The sequence below is a fragment of the Streptomyces sp. NPDC048751 genome (assembly GCF_043198595.1).
Lineage (GTDB): Bacteria > Actinomycetota > Actinomycetes > Streptomycetales > Streptomycetaceae > Streptomyces.
In genome coordinates this window covers 156,876-174,638 of the sequence record NZ_JBICUX010000009.1, presented here as the reverse complement: position 1 = coordinate 174,638, position 17,763 = coordinate 156,876, and the positions used below count along the sequence as shown (strand labels likewise).

At 71.6% G+C, this 17,763-nt stretch carries 18 protein-coding genes and 1 tRNA gene; 8 read left to right on the top strand and 11 right to left on the bottom strand.

The genetic code is table 11. The features are described 5' to 3' along the window. Window positions 1-4: 4 nt before the first annotated feature. Window positions 5-1,294, top strand: coding sequence for a hypothetical protein (locus ACGFNV_RS28060; protein WP_393625972.1), 1,290 nt, complete (start codon window positions 5-7; stop codon window positions 1,292-1,294). Between the two features lie 116 nt (window positions 1,295-1,410). After that, window positions 1,411-2,583, top strand: a complete 1,173-nt coding sequence (locus tag ACGFNV_RS28055; protein ID WP_393625971.1) for an amidase domain-containing protein — start codon at window positions 1,411-1,413, stop codon at window positions 2,581-2,583. Here the strand turns inward: ACGFNV_RS28055 and ACGFNV_RS28050 are convergent. From ACGFNV_RS28050 to ACGFNV_RS28040, 3 genes are all read right to left on the bottom strand, one after another. Continuing rightward, window positions 2,571-3,143: a DUF4383 domain-containing protein gene (locus tag ACGFNV_RS28050; RefSeq protein WP_393625969.1), complete on the bottom strand. Its 573-nt coding sequence runs from the start codon at window positions 3,141-3,143 to the stop codon at window positions 2,571-2,573. The two genes, ACGFNV_RS28055 and ACGFNV_RS28050, sit on opposite strands and share 13 nt — an antisense overlap. A 122-nt stretch (window positions 3,144-3,265) precedes the next feature. Then, a complete protein-coding gene (locus ACGFNV_RS28045; RefSeq protein WP_393625968.1) occupies window positions 3,266-4,639 on the bottom strand; it encodes a hypothetical protein in 1,374 nt (457 codons plus the stop codon). Between the two features lie 74 nt (window positions 4,640-4,713). Further along, window positions 4,714-5,535: a DUF4097 family beta strand repeat-containing protein gene (locus tag ACGFNV_RS28040; RefSeq protein WP_393625966.1), complete on the bottom strand. Its 822-nt coding sequence runs from the start codon at window positions 5,533-5,535 to the stop codon at window positions 4,714-4,716. Window positions 5,536-5,729: 194 nt separating this feature from the next. Between ACGFNV_RS28040 and ACGFNV_RS28035 the strand changes: the two genes are divergently transcribed. From ACGFNV_RS28035 to ACGFNV_RS28025, 3 genes are all read left to right on the top strand, one after another. Next, window positions 5,730-5,804: transfer RNA gene (locus ACGFNV_RS28035), tRNA-Val, on the top strand. A gap of 65 nt (window positions 5,805-5,869) precedes the next feature. Continuing rightward, window positions 5,870-6,271 carry a DUF6153 family protein gene (locus tag ACGFNV_RS28030; protein ID WP_393625964.1) on the top strand — a complete coding sequence of 134 codons (402 nt, stop codon included), beginning with the start codon at window positions 5,870-5,872 and terminating at the stop codon, window positions 6,269-6,271. A gap of 79 nt (window positions 6,272-6,350) precedes the next feature. Beyond that, on the top strand, window positions 6,351-6,992 hold the full coding sequence (locus ACGFNV_RS28025) for a DUF305 domain-containing protein (RefSeq protein ID WP_393625962.1): 642 nt from the start codon (window positions 6,351-6,353) through the stop codon (window positions 6,990-6,992). Here the strand turns inward: ACGFNV_RS28025 and ACGFNV_RS28020 are convergent. Both ACGFNV_RS28020 and ACGFNV_RS28015 read right to left on the bottom strand, forming a co-directional pair. Beyond that, entirely contained in the window at window positions 6,989-7,333 is a 345-nt protein-coding gene (locus tag ACGFNV_RS28020; RefSeq protein ID WP_393625960.1) for a hypothetical protein, read from the bottom strand. The two genes, ACGFNV_RS28025 and ACGFNV_RS28020, sit on opposite strands and share 4 nt — an antisense overlap. A 107-nt stretch (window positions 7,334-7,440) precedes the next feature. Next, window positions 7,441-8,343, bottom strand: coding sequence for a ketopantoate reductase family protein (locus ACGFNV_RS28015; RefSeq protein ID WP_393625959.1), 903 nt, complete (start codon window positions 8,341-8,343; stop codon window positions 7,441-7,443). A gap of 105 nt (window positions 8,344-8,448) precedes the next feature. Here ACGFNV_RS28015 and ACGFNV_RS28010 point away from each other — a divergent pair, with 105 nt between their 5' ends. Next, window positions 8,449-8,679 carry a DUF2277 domain-containing protein gene (locus ACGFNV_RS28010; RefSeq protein ID WP_393625958.1) on the top strand — a complete coding sequence of 77 codons (231 nt, stop codon included), beginning with the start codon at window positions 8,449-8,451 and terminating at the stop codon, window positions 8,677-8,679. A 33-nt stretch (window positions 8,680-8,712) separates the two neighbouring features. On the opposite strand, the gene ACGFNV_RS28005 is transcribed toward ACGFNV_RS28010, so the two are convergent. From ACGFNV_RS28005 to ACGFNV_RS27985, 5 genes are all read right to left on the bottom strand, one after another. Further along, window positions 8,713-9,318, bottom strand: a complete 606-nt coding sequence (locus tag ACGFNV_RS28005; protein ID WP_393625956.1) for a DedA family protein — start codon at window positions 9,316-9,318, stop codon at window positions 8,713-8,715. Window positions 9,319-9,535: 217 nt separating this feature from the next. Next, complete coding sequence (locus ACGFNV_RS28000) at window positions 9,536-9,991, bottom strand: DoxX family protein (protein ID WP_393625954.1); 456 nt, start codon at window positions 9,989-9,991, stop codon at window positions 9,536-9,538. Between the two features lie 97 nt (window positions 9,992-10,088). Then, window positions 10,089-11,999: an FAD/NAD(P)-binding protein gene (locus ACGFNV_RS27995; RefSeq protein WP_393625952.1), complete on the bottom strand. Its 1,911-nt coding sequence runs from the start codon at window positions 11,997-11,999 to the stop codon at window positions 10,089-10,091. A gap of 89 nt (window positions 12,000-12,088) precedes the next feature. Then, window positions 12,089-13,723 carry an alkaline phosphatase D family protein gene (locus ACGFNV_RS27990; RefSeq protein ID WP_393625951.1) on the bottom strand — a complete coding sequence of 545 codons (1,635 nt, stop codon included), beginning with the start codon at window positions 13,721-13,723 and terminating at the stop codon, window positions 12,089-12,091. A gap of 206 nt (window positions 13,724-13,929) precedes the next feature. Continuing rightward, on the bottom strand, window positions 13,930-14,574 hold the full coding sequence (locus tag ACGFNV_RS27985) for an HNH endonuclease family protein (protein ID WP_393625949.1): 645 nt from the start codon (window positions 14,572-14,574) through the stop codon (window positions 13,930-13,932). A 413-nt stretch (window positions 14,575-14,987) separates the two neighbouring features. Here ACGFNV_RS27985 and ACGFNV_RS27980 point away from each other — a divergent pair, with 413 nt between their 5' ends. Together ACGFNV_RS27980 and ACGFNV_RS27975 are read left to right on the top strand one after the other, a co-directional pair. Beyond that, entirely contained in the window at window positions 14,988-15,566 is a 579-nt protein-coding gene (locus ACGFNV_RS27980) for a TMEM165/GDT1 family protein (RefSeq protein WP_393625947.1), read from the top strand. Between the two features lie 238 nt (window positions 15,567-15,804). Then, the gene (locus ACGFNV_RS27975; protein ID WP_393625945.1) at window positions 15,805-16,482 is read left to right on the top strand and encodes an HAD-IA family hydrolase; all 678 of its coding nucleotides are present in this window, start codon (window positions 15,805-15,807) and stop codon (window positions 16,480-16,482) included. A gap of 110 nt (window positions 16,483-16,592) precedes the next feature. Here the strand turns inward: ACGFNV_RS27975 and ACGFNV_RS27970 are convergent, their stop codons facing one another. Next, window positions 16,593-17,699: a peptidoglycan-binding protein gene (locus ACGFNV_RS27970; protein WP_393625943.1), complete on the bottom strand. Its 1,107-nt coding sequence runs from the start codon at window positions 17,697-17,699 to the stop codon at window positions 16,593-16,595. Between the last annotated feature and the right edge of the window lie 64 nt (window positions 17,700-17,763).

The window sequence follows — 17,763 nt, the reverse complement described above, 5'->3', positions numbered from 1 at the left end:
GCACATGAAGTCACCGTCGGGCCGCCGCCGAAAAGCCAGGGCACCCCGCCCGACCGCCCCTCCGAAGATCGTGGGGCTGGCGGCCCTCCTCGTCGTCGCGTCCCTGGTCGCGGGCTACCTGGCGCTGACCCGCTCGGACAACACCGCGCCGACGGCGTCCTCCGGCACGGGAGGCGGCACCACGAAGGGCTCCGCCGGCGTGAACCGGGAGGAGCTCGAGTGGGACGGGAAGACGAAGGTCATCGGTGACGGCTCCACGTCGTACACCGGCCCCCAGCCGGGCCAATTGAAGGCCGTGCCGCTCAAGCCCGGTGAGAAGCCTCCCCAGTTCGTCGTCTTCTCCTGGGACGGCGCCCTCGCGGGCGACGACGAGCTCTTCCAGCACTACCGGAAGATGGCGAAGGAGTACGACGCCCACATGACCTTCTTCCTCACGGGCATCTACCTGCTGCCCAAGAGCAAGAGGGACCTCTACTCCCCGCCGCAGCACTCCAAGGGCGCGGCGGCGATCAGCTACCCCACAGACGAACACATCCGCACCACGCTGGAGGAGCTCGGCAAGGCGTGGAAGGACGGCAACGAGATCGGTACCCACTTCAACGGCCACTTCTGCGGCGCCAAGGGCGGCGGGGACTGGAGTGTCGAGGAGTGGAAGAGCGAGATCGACCAGTTCTACGAGCTGGTCGAGAACTGGAAGACCAACACCGGCCTCAAGGACATGGCCCCGCTGCCCTTCGACTTCCGCAAGGAGGTCACCGGCGGCCGCGCGCCCTGCCTGGAGGGCCAGGCCAACCTGCTGAAGGCCGCCAAGGGCTACGGCTGGCGCTACGACGCGTCCTCCCCGGGGGCCTTCCAGGTCTGGCCCACGAAGAAGAACGGCATGTGGGACTTCCCGCTCCAGCTGATCCCGTACGACGGCGGCGATTACCAGGGCCTGTCCATGGACTTCAACTTCCTGGCCAACCAGTCCGACGGCCAGCCCGACGGCGATCCGTCCCGGTACGCCGAGTGGCAGCAGGAGACCGCCGACGCCTACATGGCGGGCTTCAACCGGGTGTACTACGGCAGCCGGGCCCCGCTGTTCATAGGCAACCACTTCGAGCAGTGGAACGGCGGCACCTACATGAAGGCCGTCGACGAGGTCATCAAGAACGTCTGCACCAAGAAGGACGTCAAGTGCGTGTCCTTCAAGGAACTGTCCGACTGGATGGACGTGCAGAAGCCCGCGACCCTTCAGGCACTGCGCACGCTGGATCCGGCACAGGGACCCGACTGGTCGACGCTGGTGAAGTGACGTTCCAGTAACGTCCCAAACCCACAAGGGCATCCCTCTTCACAACGCCCACACACGCCATGCAAAGATGCCCTACCCCGGCCATCCCTCCCGCCGGGGCAAGAGGGGAAACATCAGTGAAGTCAAGGAAATTGAGCCGTACGCGCCGCCGCGCAGCGATACTCGGCGCGGCAGCCACCTCCGTGGTCGCCGGAGTGGCGCTGCTGCCCAACTGGAGCGCCGGCGCCGCCGTTGTCGACGACCCCACGGTCGACGCGAAGACCAAGGCCACCTTCCAGCGGCTGGCGGACGCGGTGTTCACCGACCGCACCGACGCCCTGGTCGACGGCAAGCAGGGTGACTCCAGGCCGCTGACCGACGGCTTCTCCGGCGACGTCAAGCTGTCCTCCGGCACCGCCCGCACCGAGGACACCACCCTGTCCTCGCTGGAGCAGCGCAAGGACAAGCTCGCCAAGGCCGGCGAGAAGTACAGCAAGGCCAGCACCACCGTCACCCTGAACGCCACCCGCGTGACGGGCCGCACGGCCAAGGCCGCGGTCACCGAGACCACGACGCTGACCTACGCCAAGGTCCGTGGCAACGCTCCGAAGACCACCGGCTTCCAGGCCCGGCACGAGCTGACCTTCAAGGCCGACAGCCAGGGCAACTGGCAGCTCACCGGCATCCAGGACACCGACCAGGGTGGCCTCGCGGTGAACACGCTCTCCAAGCCGAAGTCCGTCAAGGCGCCGGCCCCCGAGCCCGACGACACCATGCCCAGCGCCCCGCGCGCGGCGACCACCCGCAACCCGGCCGCCGTCCCGAAGACCGCCACCACCTACGACTACAAGGCGATGGCGGCGTACGCGGAGAAGTACTGGAACGTCTACAACCAGGACTACCCGGACTTCAACGGCCACGGCGCCGGCGGCGACTGCACCAACTTCGTCAGCCAGTCCCTGAAGGCGGGCGGCTGGAAGCACGAGCCGGGTTACGTCTACGACTACACCAAGTGGTTCGGCAACAAGGACATCCAGTCGGACTCGTTCGTCGGCGTCAACGAGTGGTCCTGGTTCGCCCAGAACTCCAAGCGGACCAAGCCGCTCGCGAACGTCTACCAGCTCGAGGTCGGCGACGTCCTCCAGATGGACTTCGACCGCGACGGGTCCAAGGACCACACGATGATCGTCACGTACAAGAGCGGCGGCGTGCCCTACGTGACGTACCACTCGAACAACACCCTGCGCAGGTCCGTGGCGAGCCTCGTGGCGTCGTACCCGACCGCGTACTACTACGCCTACCGCACCTGATCCTCCTGGGGCGGGGGCCAGTGCTCCCGCTGCTCACGCTGGTGGTCCCGCTCCTCGGCCAGCCCGGGGTTGCGGGCCCGCCAGTACGGGTTGTCGTGCGGCAGGGCCGAACCGACCCTGCCGTACATCCCGAAGACCATGAGCAGGATGCCGGCGACGAAGGTGAACAGGACGTTCTGGATCTGGAAGGCCAGGAAGTTGTAGTCCGTGTCCAGCAGGCCGAGGAACAAGAACCCGTTGAGGATGAACAGGACGCCGAGCACCATGTTCAGCGTCGACGCGAAGTTCCCGCCGATGATCATGCCGACGAAGAGCAGCAGTCCCACGCCGATCGACAGCCAGCTGAGCGCGCCGTTGGTGTTCAGGCTCCAGATGGTGTCCCCGCCGGTGTCGAAGAAGCCGATGTTGTCGACGATGCCGAAGACGCCGAAGACGACCAGCGCCAGACCCATCAGGCCCGCGCCGATCCGGTAGACCCTGTTCAGGCGGTGGTCGACGGGCAGGTGCTCGTCGAAGTCGATCCGCCTGCGCGACCCCGAGCGCTGTACGTGCGTGGCCATGTCCGCCTCCCTTGGACGCGAGCGGAGGCCGTACGTCCGTTCCCCTCAAATATCCGCCCGCCGCACCCCGGGCAGCAACACGACGGGCGACAGGACGGGCGACACGGCGGGCCCACGGCGCCTCAGTGGCCGCCCCCGCGCTCCTCCCGGATCCGCGCCACCACGTCCGCCACCGCGTGCCGCACCGCCTCCGTCTCGGTCAGGAAGTGCCAGTAGTCCGGGTGACGGCCCTCCAGGCCGGCGATCGCCCGCTCCAGCCGGGCCACCGAGTCGTCCAGCGGCCGGGCGTCCCGCGGGTCGGGGGTGTTGCGGCCCGCCATGGCCAGCCGCTGCGCGTCCCGGATCGCGAACCGGGTCCGCTCGATCTCCTGCTGCGGGTCCTTCTGCACGGCGTTCAGCCTCGTCAGCCGCTCACCCGCCGCCGACACGGCCTCGTCGGTGGTGTTCAGCAGCGCCCGCGCCGTCGACAGCAGCGCCGTCGCGTCCGGCCAGCGCTGGGCGTCCCGCGCGGCCCGCGCCTCGGCCAGCTTCGCCTCCGCCTGCCGTACGTGCTCGGTGGCCTGCTCCGGCACATGCTGCAGGTCCTGCCAGCACGCCGCCGCGAACCGCCGCCGCAGCTCACTCAGCACCGGCTCCACCTGCCCGGCGCGAGTCGTCAGCGCCTCGGCGCGGGTACGCAGCGACACCAGCCGGTGGTCGATCTCCGCGGCCTTCCCCGGCAGCCGCTCGGCCTCCACGCGGATCGCCTCGGCGTCCCGCGCGACCCGCTCGGCCCGCTCCAGCGTCTGCGGCACGCCGTGCTGCCCGGCGCCCTGGTTCAGCATGGTCAGGTCCGGCGACAGCGCGGCGAGCCGGGCCGCGAGGTCGTCCGCCGTCAGCCCGGCGCCCCGGACCGCGTCCAGGGCGTTCGAGGCGGCCAGCAGCGCCTGCCGGGCCCGCTCCACGGCCGGTGCCAGCCGCGCCAGCTGGGTCTCCGCCTTGCCCAGCAGCGGCCCGAGCCCGTCGGCGAAGCGGTCCAGCTCCCCCTTGACCCGGCCCAGCTCGTCCTTGGCCTTCGTGAGCGCGGTACGCGCCTGCGCCGCCGCCGATCCCTCCAGATCGTCCCGGTCGAGATCATGGGCGTCCACGGCGCTGATGTACTGGTGGCTGGCCTCGTCGATGCGGCCGCTGATCGCCCGGAAATCGGCGACCGCGCGCCGCGCGGCCGGGGAGTCGTCGACCGCCGTGATCGTCTCGATCGAGATCCTGAGGTCGCGCTGGGCGGTGTCCAGCTCGTAGAACGCGGCCGCGGCGGCGTCCTTCGCGGCCTGCGCCTCGGCCCGCTGGCTCTCGGCCCGCCCGCCGAACCACCGCCGCGTGCCGCCCCCGGCGAACGCGGCCGGCAGCGCCAGCGCGGCCAGCAGCGGCAGCCCCACCAGGGTGAGGGTGTCCCGCAGCGCGGATCCGTGCGCGCGCGGCACCGACGGCGAGTACGACTGCGGAGGTGTCGCCGTCACATCCCTCTCCCGTGCTGTCGTTCGCCCTGCCCGGTGTCATTCTCCCACCGTGTAAGGACGAACACACGGGCCGGTTAGTTCGCGGTCCGCACCGTGACTTTGCCGTCGCCGGTACGCGCGGACACCACGTGCGAGCTGGACTCGTCCCGCGGCACGGACACATCCACCCCTCCGTCCCCGGTCTCCGTCGTCACCCGGTACCTCGCCGAGGGCAGCGTGATCGTCACGGAGCCGTCGCCGCCGCGGGTCTCCACCCGCTCCGGTACGGCGCTCAGTTCGAGGTGCGCCGAACCGTCGCCGGTGCGCGTGGTCACCCGCCGCGAGGACACGTCGGCGCGCACGGACCCATCGCCGGTGCGCACGTTCAGGGAGCCGGAGGAGTCGGTGACCCGCACCGAGCCGTCGCCGGTCCGCAGCTCCAGCGGTCCCGAGGTGTCGCTGACGCGCACGGAACCGTCCCCCGTGCGGATGTTCAGCGCGTCCTTGAAGCCGCTCGCCCGCACACTGCCGTCCTTGTCCTCGACCCGCACCGAGACGCCCCGCGGCACCTCGATGCGGTGCCTGGCCGCGCAGTCGGCGACCACCCCGGAGCACTTCATGCGCAGGGTGAGCCGGTCGTCCTCGAACGACCAGGTGACCTTCGGCTCCTTGCCCACGACCACCTTTCCCTTGAACCAGCGGGTGACCTCGACACGGCCCGCCTTGTTCGAGTCCGCCGAGACGATCTCCAGCGCGGAGTCGTCGGAGTCGACGGTGAGGGTGCGCCCCGACAGCGCGAAGGACCGGTGCTCGGGCTCCTTGTCGTCCCCGGGGGAGGCGCACGCGGTGGCGGTGGCCACGAGGGCCACGACGGCTCCCGCGGCGAGCGCGGTGCGGACGGCGACGGTACGGGCCATGGTGATCTCCCCCTGGGACGGACGGCGCGGGCTGCGCCTGCCCTACGACCGTAGGGACGCGCGACCCCGCGCGGGATCCGGCGCACTCCCGCATCCGGGGTGGGGATAACCCCCTGTCCTCAGCAGGGGGTGAGCGCGCGGGATATGGGTTTGCCGGGCAGTGCCTCCGGCAAGGTAGGCTGTCGACTCGTCCTGGGTGCGTAGCTCAGGGGTAGAGCGCCTGCCTTACAAGCAGGATGTCGGCGGTTCGAAACCGTCCGCGCCCACCAGGAGTGCGAAGGGCCCCCGTGGAGACACGGGGGCTTTCGCGTGTCATGGTCCGGCTGCCCATAGGATGTGCCGCGTGAACGGCCCCGAGCAGTACGTCCCGCGCCCGCCCCTGCGGCGGTGGCGCGCCTGGTGCGTGCTCGGGCTGCTGGTGGGGCTGCTGTCCATGCACGGGCTGGCGCCCGGCGGCGCGCCCCACGCACACTCCTCGCCCCGGGTCATGGCCGCTGCCGAGACCGCGCACGACGGCTGCGCCGGAGACGGCCACTGCGGCGGCGGGCACGCCCAACACGCCGACGCCACCTGTGCGTCGGGCGCGGTGAGCGGTGGGCCGGTGGTGCCCGGGCTCGTGCCCGACCCCGCGCCCGTGCCCGTGGCGGCCGAGACCCTGTGCTCGTACGTCCTCACGGATCAGGACGGCGCCCGGGCGCCACCCTCCCTGTCCGAACTCCAACTCCTGCGGATCTAGACACTCCCACGCACCGCGTCACCGACCGACGCGGCGCAGAGGCATGTCCGCAATCCTTTCGCTCCACAGGAGTTCACGCATGACCACCACCCGTACCCTGACCCGCCGTGCCGCCCTCGTGGCGGCGACCGCGACCGCCGCGCTCGTCCTGGCCGCCTGCGGCGGTGACGGCGACAACGAGGGAGCCCAGGGCTCCTCGCCCTCGTCCTCGTCCTCGGCGAGCGCCGGTGCCACGGCCGAGGCGGGCGCGCACAACGCCCAGGACGTCTCCTTCGCGCAGGGTATGATCCCGCACCACCAGCAGGCGCTCGAGATGGCGGGGCTGGCTGCCGACCGGGCCTCGTCCGCGCAGGTCAAGGACCTCGCGGCGCGGATCGAGAAGGCGCAGGACCCGGAGATCAAGACCATGACCGGCTGGCTGAAGGGCTGGGGCGAGGACGTGCCCGAGTCGATGCCCGGCATGGACCACTCGGCCCACTCCGGCATGGCCGGGATGATGGACCCGGGGGACATGGAGAAGCTGAAGAAGGCCTCCGGCAAGGAGTTCGACACCATGTTCCTGACGATGATGGTCGAACACCACGAAGGCGCCGTCGAGATGGCCACGACCCAGAAGGCCAAGGGCGAGTACACCCCCGCGAAGTCCATGGCCGACGACATCGTCACCGCCCAGAACGCGGAGATCGAGGAGATGAACAAGCTCCTCGGCAAGAAGAGCTAGCCGTTCTCCTCGGGTGGGGTCTCGTGTGCGTGCTTCAGCCGCATGCGGGCCTCCACCCGGTCCGCCGCGGTGATCTCTGACCAGAAGCGGTGGCAGCTCACGAACACCGCGAGCTCGTGTTCCCGCTGCCGGAGCTTTTCGACCTCGGCCTGCTCGTCGGCCGTCCAGCCGGGGGAGGCCGGGCGCTCCACCTTGCGCCAGCCGTTGTCGTCACTGAAGGCGTCGAGCGGCTCGACCGACCAGGGGAGCCGCTTCAGCAGGGCCGACAGCTCGGCCCGGACCTGATGCAGCTCCTCCTGGCCGGCGCGCAGGTCGCTCGGAAACTCATAGGTCTTAGCCACAGCACAATGCTACGCCTGTTCGATTTTGGGTGGCGAGTCGTCCCGGGAGGTTCATGCGAACGAGTGTTCTGTCGTGAGGGTCGTGGCGCTCGGCCTGCGCTGACGGATCAGTGGCCGGATTCCCGCAACTCCCGTACCAGGCGGGCCGTCACGGGCACGCCGACGCCGTGACGCTCGGCCGCCCGCAGCAACGCCCCGCCGATCGCGTCCAGTTCGAGAGGGCGTCCCGCCTCCGCGTCGCGCTGCATCGACGACTTCATGCCGGGCGGGAAGGCGTCGTAACGCGCCAGTGCCTGGGCCGGGTCCGCGGGGCCGCCGCAGGCGCGGCTGACGGCGGCGGTCTCCTCGACCAGCGCGGTCAACTCCTCGCGGTGGGCGGTGCGTACGTCGCCCATCGGCACGCCGTGGCGCGTGGTGAGCAGGGCGAACGGAGCGAGGAACGACATCTTCGCCCACAGGGCGGCCGCCTCGTCGTCCAGGACCCGGGTGGTCGGTCCCGCGGCCGTGAGGGCCTGGGCGAGGGCGTCCAGTCGGGTGCGCGGAACCGGGTCACCGGCCAGGTCGATCTCGACGAAGGGGCTGGCGTGCTCGATCACGCCGGGCCGGACCCGTGTCGACTCCACCCGGATGACGCCGGGCGCGACTCGGTCGGGGCGGTAACGCTCGCGCAGGGCCGCCGGGTGCTCCACGCCGTTCAGGAACGGTACGAGCAGACCGTCGCCGAGGGCCTCGGGCGTGACGCAGGCCAGGGCCGCGTCGAGGGTGGTGTGCTTGACGGCGACCAGGCAGGCGTCGACGGGTTCGGACAGCTCCGTGTCCGCCTCGACGCGGGCGGTGAAGTCGCCGAAGACGGTGCTGCGGACGCGGATGCCGTCGGTGCGCAGCGTGTGGGCCGTCTTCTCGCCGGCCAGGCAGATCACGCGGCGGCCGGTGCGGGCCAGCAGCGCGGCGAGCAGTCCGCCCACGCCGCCGGGGCCCAGGACGGCCACGGTCGATACGTCGTTCGCCATGATGCGGTGATGTCCTCTCGTCGGTCGGCCCCTGACGGTGGCCGCCACGGAACGATCATCGCACTCCTGTGTGAGCCCGGGGCCGAGTTCGGCCACACTGGGAGCATGTGCCGCAGCATCAAGACGCTCCGTCCGCCCGTCCTCCCCGAGGAGGCCACGCAGGACGAGATCCGGGCCGCCGCCCTCCAGTACGTCCGCAAGGTCTCCGGTTTCCGGGCGCCCGCCGCCCACAACCGGGAGGTCTTCGAACGCGCCGTCGACGCCGTCGCCGCGGCCACGGCGGACCTGCTCGACGGTCTGGAGATCCGGGGCCAGGCCGCCCGCCAGGCGAGCTGAGGCGGACCACCGCTCAGGCCCCCCCGCGCGGGCCTACGCGGGCTGCCTGCGCACGACGTACGTCGCCCCCGCGCCCGCCCCGAACAGCGCCAGCAGGGACACGGCCGTCGCCAGCCACGTCGTGCCGAGCCAGTGCGCGCCGAACCAGCCGAGGGCGACGCTGTACGTGGCCCAGGTCAGGCCGGCCAGCGCGGACCAGGGCAGGAAGTCGCGGGCGCGGCGCTGGGCGGCGCCGGCGATGAGGGAGACGACCGAGCGGCCGGCGGGCGCGAAGCGGGCCAGCACGACCAGTGCGCCGCCACCGCGGGCGAGCGCGTCGCCGAGACGTTCCTGCGCGGTGGTCAGCCGACGGGACCGGGCGATCGCCCGGTCCAGGCGCGCGCCGCCACGCCGGGCGAGCCGGTAGGCCACCAGGTCGCCGAGGACGGACGCGCCGGCCGCGCAGAACGTGAGCACCAGGATGTCGGGGAACGTGCCGGGCACCTGACCCGCCGCCGAACCCGCGGCCGCCGCCGTCGCCGCAGCGATCACGAGAACCCCGCTCGGCAGGACCGGCAGGAACACGTCGAGGAGCACCGAGAGAGCCACCATCGCGTAGATCCATGGGCTGCCGGTCAGCGACCCCACACTCTCCAGCACTGCTTCTCCCCGTTTGTCTCCCCCGTGTGGCCAGACCGTGCCGCGATGTCGCGGGGGAGCGGCAGGGGCGGCCAATGACAGCCATACAGCGTACGCGTGGGGTGTGACAGGAGGTTCACCGGGGGCTCGTGTGTTCGGCACAGCACATTCACCAGCACAGACGCGGAAGCGCCCTCCCCGCAGTGCGGAGAGGGCGCCCGGTGCCTGTGCGGACGGATCAGGCCGTCACCGGCGAACGCTCGGCCGCGGGCTGCTGCTCCTCGGCCGTACGCCGGGAGAAGAGCTTGTCCAGGCCGAGGGCTCCGGAGCCGGTGAAGACCAGCAGCAGGAAGGCCCAGCAGAACATCGCGGAGGGCTCGCCGCCGTTCTCCATCGGCCACAGGGCGCCCGGCTGGTGGACCTTGAAGTACGCGTACGCCATCGAGCCCGAGGCGAGGAACGCGGCGGCGCGGGTGCCGAGCCCGACCAGGACGAGGCTGCCGCAGACGAGCTGGATCACGGCCGCGTACCAGCCGGGCCAGGTGCCGGCCTCGATCGTGCCGCCGTTGGAGCCCGCGGCCCCGCCGAGGACTCCGAAGAGCGAGGCGGCGCCGTGGCAGGCGAAGAGCAGGCCGACGACGATACGGAACAGGCCCAAGGCGTACGGCTGCGCTCTGTTGAGGTGAGCGGACATGCGGGGGACACTCCTTCGGTTTCGTTTCTGACCGGTCGGGGACTGGACCGATCGGTGGGGGCGGCGGTACCGAACGAGGGACCCAGGTTAGGTGGGCCTATTTGGTGCTTGCAAGTTCAACTTCTGGCCATGGTTTGGCTTCCGTTTGGTGTTCCGTTTGTGTTACGCCCGCACGTAGAGCGGCTCTGGCCACCGCATCCGCGTCCGAAAGTGTGACCGAATCTACCCCTGGCCGAGCGCCCGCCGCGGTCACCCAGTGCACCCCCTCCGTGGGCACTCCGAAGGCGAACCTCCTTGCGTGCGACCGTCCTTGACGGTCAATCAGATGATATGGGCGCTCTGTGACATCCACCCCTCCCGTCTCATAACCGTCGACGGTGTGCGGGCGGCACTGCCCGCTCCGCAGCAGCCGGGCGAGGAGCTCGTCGGCGGTGCGGCGCAGACTCGGCTCCGGCAGCCGGGCCTCCATGAGAGTGGTCACACGCACCTCGGAACCCCGCACCACGGGCGACCACGCCACCCAGGCCCCGTCCTCCTCCCGGACCTCCAGGCCGGGCCCGAGCACCTCCACCACGCCGGCCTCCACCAGCGCGACCAACTCCTCGATGCGCCGACGGGGCGGGCCGATCGACAGGAACGCGTTCAGCGGGGTGTACCAGCGGTCCAGGTGCTCACGCCGGGACGCGCCAGTGAGGCCGCCGTGGTCGACGATCAGCCGCAACTCGTTGCGCAGGTCACGCAGGACGTCGAGGGCCGCCTTCAGCGGACCGCGCACATTGCCGAGTGCCGCCTGCGCCGCGTCCTCGCGAAGATGCCCGAGCAGCCACGCCCGCCACCGCGCCGGATCCGCGAACTCCCCCTCCGGGTACGGCCGCGAGACCCGCTCCCAGCACCAGCGATCCGCGTCCCGGACCCCGAACTCCGCCAGCACGCGTGCCTCTTCGGAGCCGCCGTGCGGGACGGCGAGAAAGCGCTCCGCGAACTCCGGCCGCCCGGTCAGGGCGGCGTAGTACACCGTCTCCACCTCCTTCGCCACCAACGGCCATATCTCCGCGAGGAAGTCCGGTGCCTCCCCGGAGTCCGCGCGCTTGCGGAAACCCGCGATCACCTCCGGGGTGAGCACCAGCGGAACGTGCCGGCCGTACGGCCCCTTCGCGTTGTCGCCGCGCGCCTGGTACGGGATGCCGCGCCGCGAACCGGCGTACAGGCGCGGCTCGCGGCCGGACGGCAGGTAGCGCGGGCCGCGGTGATCGCGTACGAAACGGCCGCCGCGCCCCGTCGTCAACAGGGCCACATGGTCGAAGAAGTTGAGGCCCAGGCCACGCAACAGCACCGGTTCGCCGGGCGCGATCGGGGACAGGTCGAGGTCGGCCGGGTTGGCGGGCGGAACGTGACGCAGGCCGTGCCGTTCGGCGTAGGCGGCGAGACGCCGCTCGGCCGCGTCCGCGACCACCGGGAGGTGCCCCTGGGTGAGCACCACCGCGGCCAGGTCCGACAGCACCTGTCCGTCGTCGAGCGTCAGCACCTGCCGGCCGTCCGGGGCGTCCTCCAGCCGTACCGCCCGCGCCGCGTGCGTCTCCACCCGCACCGCGGGCGGCGCCTCACCCACCACCCGCGCGAACACCCACTCCAGGTAACGGCCGTAGTCGGCGCGGGTCGGGTAGTCGTCCGGGCCCAGCTCGCCGCCCGACCACTCGTGCAGGCTCGGCCCCGGACGGACCGGGCCCGAGCAGTCCACGCTGTCGTCGGTGAACAGGGTCACCTGGCAGGCCACCGTGTTCATCAGCAGCTCCCGCGACTGCGCGGTACGCCACACCCGGCCCGGACCGGGCGGCGCCGGGTCGACCACATGGACCGTCAACCGCGCACCCGGCGGCAGGAGTTCCGGTACGGAGGCGCACAGGCGCTCCAGGACGCTGGTGCCGCGCGGGCCGGCGCCGACGAGGGCGACGGAGACCGCCACCGTTTCCGCTTCCGCGTTCGCCGTTTCCGCGTTCGCTGCAGACAAAGGGGAGTCTCCCGGGCGTGTGGGGCGCAATGGAGGGAACCGCCCAGGGGAAGCGGGCGGTCCGCCTCATCATGCCTCCCGGCATGTGCTCATGTGGAGGAGAGGGTGGACTCCTCCACGGTCTCGAGCGTCCCGTTCGCCCGCGCCTGCTCGAGCCGCAGCCGCGCCGAACGCCCGCGCATCGTCAGTGTCATGAGCTGGTTGCCGAACCAGGGCCCGCCCGTCCTGCGCCAGTCGACCGGCGTCCGTCCACACCGTCCGTGCCGGGCGAAGAGACGCCCCAGGGCGCGAGCCGGCGCGCTCCAGCCGAAGCGGAAGCCGAGCCTCATCGACAGCGGGACGGAGTTGTGGACGGGGGAGCAGGTCAGCTGGAGCACCCGCGCCTCGGGGCCCCGCGAGGGCCAGTGCGGCTCGGCCACATACGCGTGGTGCACGTCTCCGGACAGCACCAGCACCGTCGCCGGCGCCTCAGGGCCCGACCCCGCCTCCGCGATCAGCCGCGCCAGCGAGGCGAAGGACGCCGGGAACGCCGCCCAGTGCTCCAGGTCCGCCGCCCGGCGCAGCTTCTCCCCCCACCGCGCCCAGCGCCGGCCCCGCACGCCCCGCGCCAGCGCCGCGCTCCACGCCTCCGCGTCGTGCACCAGCTGCGGCAGCAGCCAGGGCAGGGAGGTGCCGATGAGGAGGTGGTCGTAACTGCCCGGGTCCTCCAGCGCCTGCGCGCGCACCCACTCCGCCTCGGCCGGATCGAGCATCGACCGGTCGTCCTCGGCCAGGACCCGCGCCGCACGCGAGTCCACCATCACCAGGCGTACGCGCCCGAAGTCGCGCCGGTAGCTCCAGCGCGCGGTCGTCGGGTCCTCGTCGGCCCCGGCGGCGAAGGCGCGCAGCACGTCGGTGCCGTCGAAGCTCTCCCGTACGGCGGAGTAGAGCGGGTCGGCGGCGAGTTCGGCCGGGGCGAGGTTGCCGATGTGCTGGTGCACCCAGTACGACATCAGCCCGCTCAGCAGCCGCTCGCGCCACCAGGACGTGGCCCGCATGTCGGCGAGCCAGGAGGCGGAGGTGTTCCAGTCGTCGATGACGTCGTGGTCGTCGAAGATCATGCAGGTCGGCACCGTGGACAGCAGCCAGCGGACCTCGGGGTCGAGCCAGGACTCGTAGTAGAGGTGCGTGTACTCCTCGTAGTCCGCCATCCCGGTGCCCGGGGGCTCGTCGAGGTCGCGCCGGGCGGCCAGCCAGCGCTGGGTCGCGTCGGAGGTCTCGTCGGCGTACACCTGGTCGCCCAGCAGGAGCAGCACGTCGGGCCGCTCGCCCTCCGGGTCGGCGGCGATCCGGGTCGCCAGCGTGTCCAGGGCGTCGGGGCCGACCGGGTCGTGCCCGTCGGCGGGCGGCGCGGCCCAGCGGCACGAGCCGAACGTCACCCGCACCGCCTCGCTGTCGCCGTCGGCCGGGGTGCTGATCACGGAGGGCGGGAAGGGCGAGTCGGGCAGCGGCCAGGCACGGGCGCCGTCGAGCAGGACCTCGTACGGGGCCGAGGTGCCCGGTGTGAGTCCGGTCACCGGGATCAGGGCGTAGTGGTGGCCCGCGATCTGGAAGGTGTGGGCCGCGCCGCGGGCGCCGTCCGAGCAGTGCACCTCGGCGGTGCACGGACGGCTCGTCTCGACCCAGACGGTCGCGGACGAGCCGTCGACGTACCTCAGCAGTGGTCCCAGGCGCAGTTCGGCCACGGTATCGCCCGTCCTCATCATTGGTCGGCTTCGCCTCCGGTGCGCTCTTTGCCGGTGTCGAGGCGGCGATCGTGCTCAGCCCTTCGGGCCTCCGCGCGTTCGCCCCCTCGACACCGGCGCGCCCCTTCGGCTCAGCCTCCTGTGTCGCCCCGTACGGTACGGAACGACGGAGGAGAACGGGGAGATCCCTGCGCTCAGCAGTTCACTCAGCAGCCCGCGAGGTAGTTGGTGAGCGCGCTCTTCTCGGCGGAGTCCACGGAGAGGTCGTAGTAGTACTTCACCTGGACCCAGGCGCGGACGTAGGTGCAGCGGTAGGCCGTGCGCGACGGCATCCAGGTGGCCGGGTCCTGGTCGCCCTTGGCCTGGTTGACGTTGTCGGTGACGGCGATGAGCTGCGGGCGGGTCAGGTCGTTGGCGAAGGCCTGGCGCCGCGCGGTCGTCCAGCCGCTGGCGCCGGAGTCCCAGGCCTCGGCGAGCGGGACCAGGTGGTCGATGTCGAGGTCGGAGGCGGCGGTCCAGGTCGCGCCGTCGTACGGGGAGTACCAGCTGCCGCTGGTGGAGGCGCAGGAGGAGTCGGTGACGACGCCGGAGCCGTCACGCTTGAGGACCGTCTCGCGGGTGTTGCAGCTGCCGCTGATCGTGATCCAGAGCGGGAAGAGGTCGCGGTCGTAGCCGGTGCGGTTTTCGGTGGCCACGGTGAGGGAGGCCAGGTAGGTGCGTGCGGTGGCGGCGCTGACCGGGGTGGGGAGCGCGGCGGAGGCGGTCGGGGAGTTGAACAGTGCGACGGAGGCTATGAGGCCGGTGAGGGCCGAGAGTATGCTGAGGCGTCGACGCGCGTAGAACTTCGACATGCGAACTCCCTTGGGGTGGGGCGGCGTTGGGGTGCGGGCGAGGGAATGCTCGCGGCGCCGTGTTGCGGTGGGGTGTGGGGCGGGTTAGAAGTTAATGACGTGTGCATGACACGACAAGGGGTCCGGGCCGGGGAGTTCTGGCGGGCGTCACGTACGATGGACGGAGTTGAAGGGGAGTAGCTCTTCGCCGGACCGTCGACATACTGCTCAGCTCGCCTGAGCCGGCGCCCGGAGGCGGACCTCGGTCAAGAGGTCGCCAGCGAGACCTTCGGCAAGCAGTGCACGCCCGTGCCGTACGGCACGGGCCGAGTGTGCTGCCCAGCCGAGGTGTCGTGTCGCAGGGCCGCGAAAGTTTCGAAGGTCGCGAAGGTTCAAACACTCTCGGCGGGGCGGCCCCGACCGATTGAGGAACCTTGATCAGTTTCACCGTGACAGCGCTCGTGTTCGGCGTCGTCTTTCTCGCCGAACTCCCGGACAAGACGGCCCTCGCCGGCCTCGTCCTCGGCACCCGCTACCGCGCCTCCTACGTCTTCGCCGGCGTCGCCGCCGCGTTCGCGCTGCATGTGGCCCTCGCCGTGGCGGCCGGCAGCGTGCTGACGCTGCTGCCCCAGCGGATCGTGCAGGCACTGACGGGTGTGCTCTTCCTCGCGGGTGCGGCGGTGCTCCTGCTGAAGAAGGGCGAGGACGAGGAGGAGGTCCGCAGCCCCGAGAACCAGTCCTTCTGGAAGGTCGCCGGCGCCGGATTCATGCTCATCCTCGTCGCCGAGTTCGGTGACCTGACCCAGATCATGACCGCGAACCTCGCGGCCCGCTACGACGATCCCCTCTCCGTCGGCCTCGGCGCGGTCCTCGCGCTGTGGGCGGTGGCCGGGCTGGGCATCGTCGGCGGAAGGGCGCTGATGAAGCGTGTGCCGCTGCGGCTGATCACGCGGGTGGCGGCGTTGCTGATGGTCGGGCTGGGGGTGTGGAGCCTCGCGGAGGCGGTGTCCTGAGGGGTCTGAGAGCCATGAGAGCTCTCAGGGGCGGGGGAGGGCCGGGACGAGCTGAACGGCGGGTGAACGGTTGCGGGAGGTCGGGCCAGGCTCTGGCGTATGCGGCTCCTATTTTGTACCGTGGAGGAACAAAGTGGCTCCCGCCCGTTTTCCCTGACCGGCGGGCGGGGCGCTTTGTTTCTTCTGTTCTCCCGTGTCGCCCGTGTTCCCCCGCTTGAGCCTGTGCTTGGAGCTGCCGATGACGGCCACCGCCGTGCTCACCGCCCGCGCCCTCCTCCTCGACATGGACGGCACCCTCGTCAACTCGGACGCCGTGGTGGAACGCATCTGGCGCCGCTGGGCACAGCGGCACGGGCTGGACGGCGACGAGGTGATGAAGGTCGTCCACGGCAGGCAGGGCCACGCGTCGATGGCGCTGTTGCTGCCCGACCGCCCCGTGGAGCAGAACCACGCGGACAACGCGCGCATGCTCGCGGAGGAGACCGCGGACATGGACGGCGTCGTCCCGGTCCCCGGCGCGCGGGCCTTCCTCTCCTCCCTCCGGGGGATCCCCCACGCCCTCGTGACCTCGGCGGACGTCCCCCTCTCCACGGCCCGCATGACCGCGGCCGGCCTCCCCCTCCCCGAGACCCGCATCACCGCGGAATCCGTGGGCGCCAGCAAGCCCGACCCCGAGGGCTTCCTCAAGGGCGCCGCCGAACTGGGCGTGGACCCCGCGGACTGCGTGGTCTTCGAGGACTCGGGCGCGGGCATCGCGGCGGGGCGCGCCGCGGGGATGCGGGTGGTGGGGGTCGGAGAGCGGGCCGGGGATCACGGCCCCGACGTGTGGGTGAGGGATCTGGAGGGCGTGCGGGTCGAGGCTCTGGCGAGCGGGAGTGGGGTGCGTCTGGTGGTGCACGGTGGGTCGGCTGGGTGAACGCCCACCGGTGAGGTGAACGCCCACCGGTGGGCTGACGCCTGCCGGTGGGCTGACGCCTGCCGGTGGGGTGACGCCTGCCGGTGAGGTGACCGTTCGGGTCGGTTGCTCTACGGCTCCTTCGTCTCCGACTCCAGCGCGGCTCGCGTGGCCGGGCCGTACACGCCCAACTCGTCGTCCTGGATGCCGCGGGACCACTGGTAGTTGCGGACGGCGCTCTCCAGCTCCGCGCCGTATGTGCCGTCGATGTCGTCGTTGTAGAGGAACAACTGGCGCAGCCGCTGCTGGAGTTCGCTCACCTCGGGGCCGCGGTCGCCGCGGCGCAGGGCGATGGTGTCGGTGTCGGCCTTGTCGGCGCCGGTGTCGGGGCCGCCCTTGCGGGCCGCGCTCTCCTCGGGCACGGGTGTGGGGGAGCCGGTGGCGGAGGGGCCGGCCGGGGTCGGCTCGGTCGAGGGGGAGGAGGAGGGCGGTGCGCTGGACGCCGAGCGGGAAGGGGACGGGCTCGGACTGGCCGACGAGGGCGCGGCCGTGGGCGTCGGCGCAGGGGATGCCGGGCCGGGTGTGGTCGCCGAAGGTGTGGAACTCGCGCTCTTCGACGGGGCCGGCACCGCCGCTCGTACATCCTTCGATGCCGAACCGTCCCTCGACGGAGTCTCGTAGGAGAACAGACCGCTCGCGTACCCGGCCGCGGCCACCACCGCCACGACCGCCGCCGTGACCCCGAGCAGCACCGTCCGGCGGTGACGGCGAGGTCGCTCCGCCCCCGCGTCCGAGACGTACGGACCGTCAGAGCCGTCCGGGGCATGCGCGTTCCCCGGTGCTCCCTCGAACAGGTTCAGGTCCGAGCTGCTGGGCGTGCCGGACGGGGGCGCCAGGGGAGTGGGCAGCGCCGCCGTCGCCTCCATGGGCCCGGGCCGCTCCGTGCCGACCGCGCGCAACGGCATCGTCGCGTCCGGAGCGGACGGCCCCTGGTGCGTACCGCCGGCCTCCCCGGCTTCCCCGGCCGCCCGGGTCTCTCCGGTTTCCCCGGTCTCCCCCTCGATCTCCACGTACGGCCGTATCCGCAGCGGATCGAAATCCTCCGCCGCGGCCGCCTCCGCCGTGCGCGTGGCGCGCAGGGCGTCGGACGCCCGTTGGGTGCAGGCGCACGACGGGGTGTTGTCCCGTGCCCTGAGCGCCCCGCATTCCGGGCACTGATGGCCGTTCGACTCGTCCACGTGTTCGGTCCCTCCCCATACGAATTCCAGAGATTATGCAGATCCTCCACACGCGCCCCCGTGG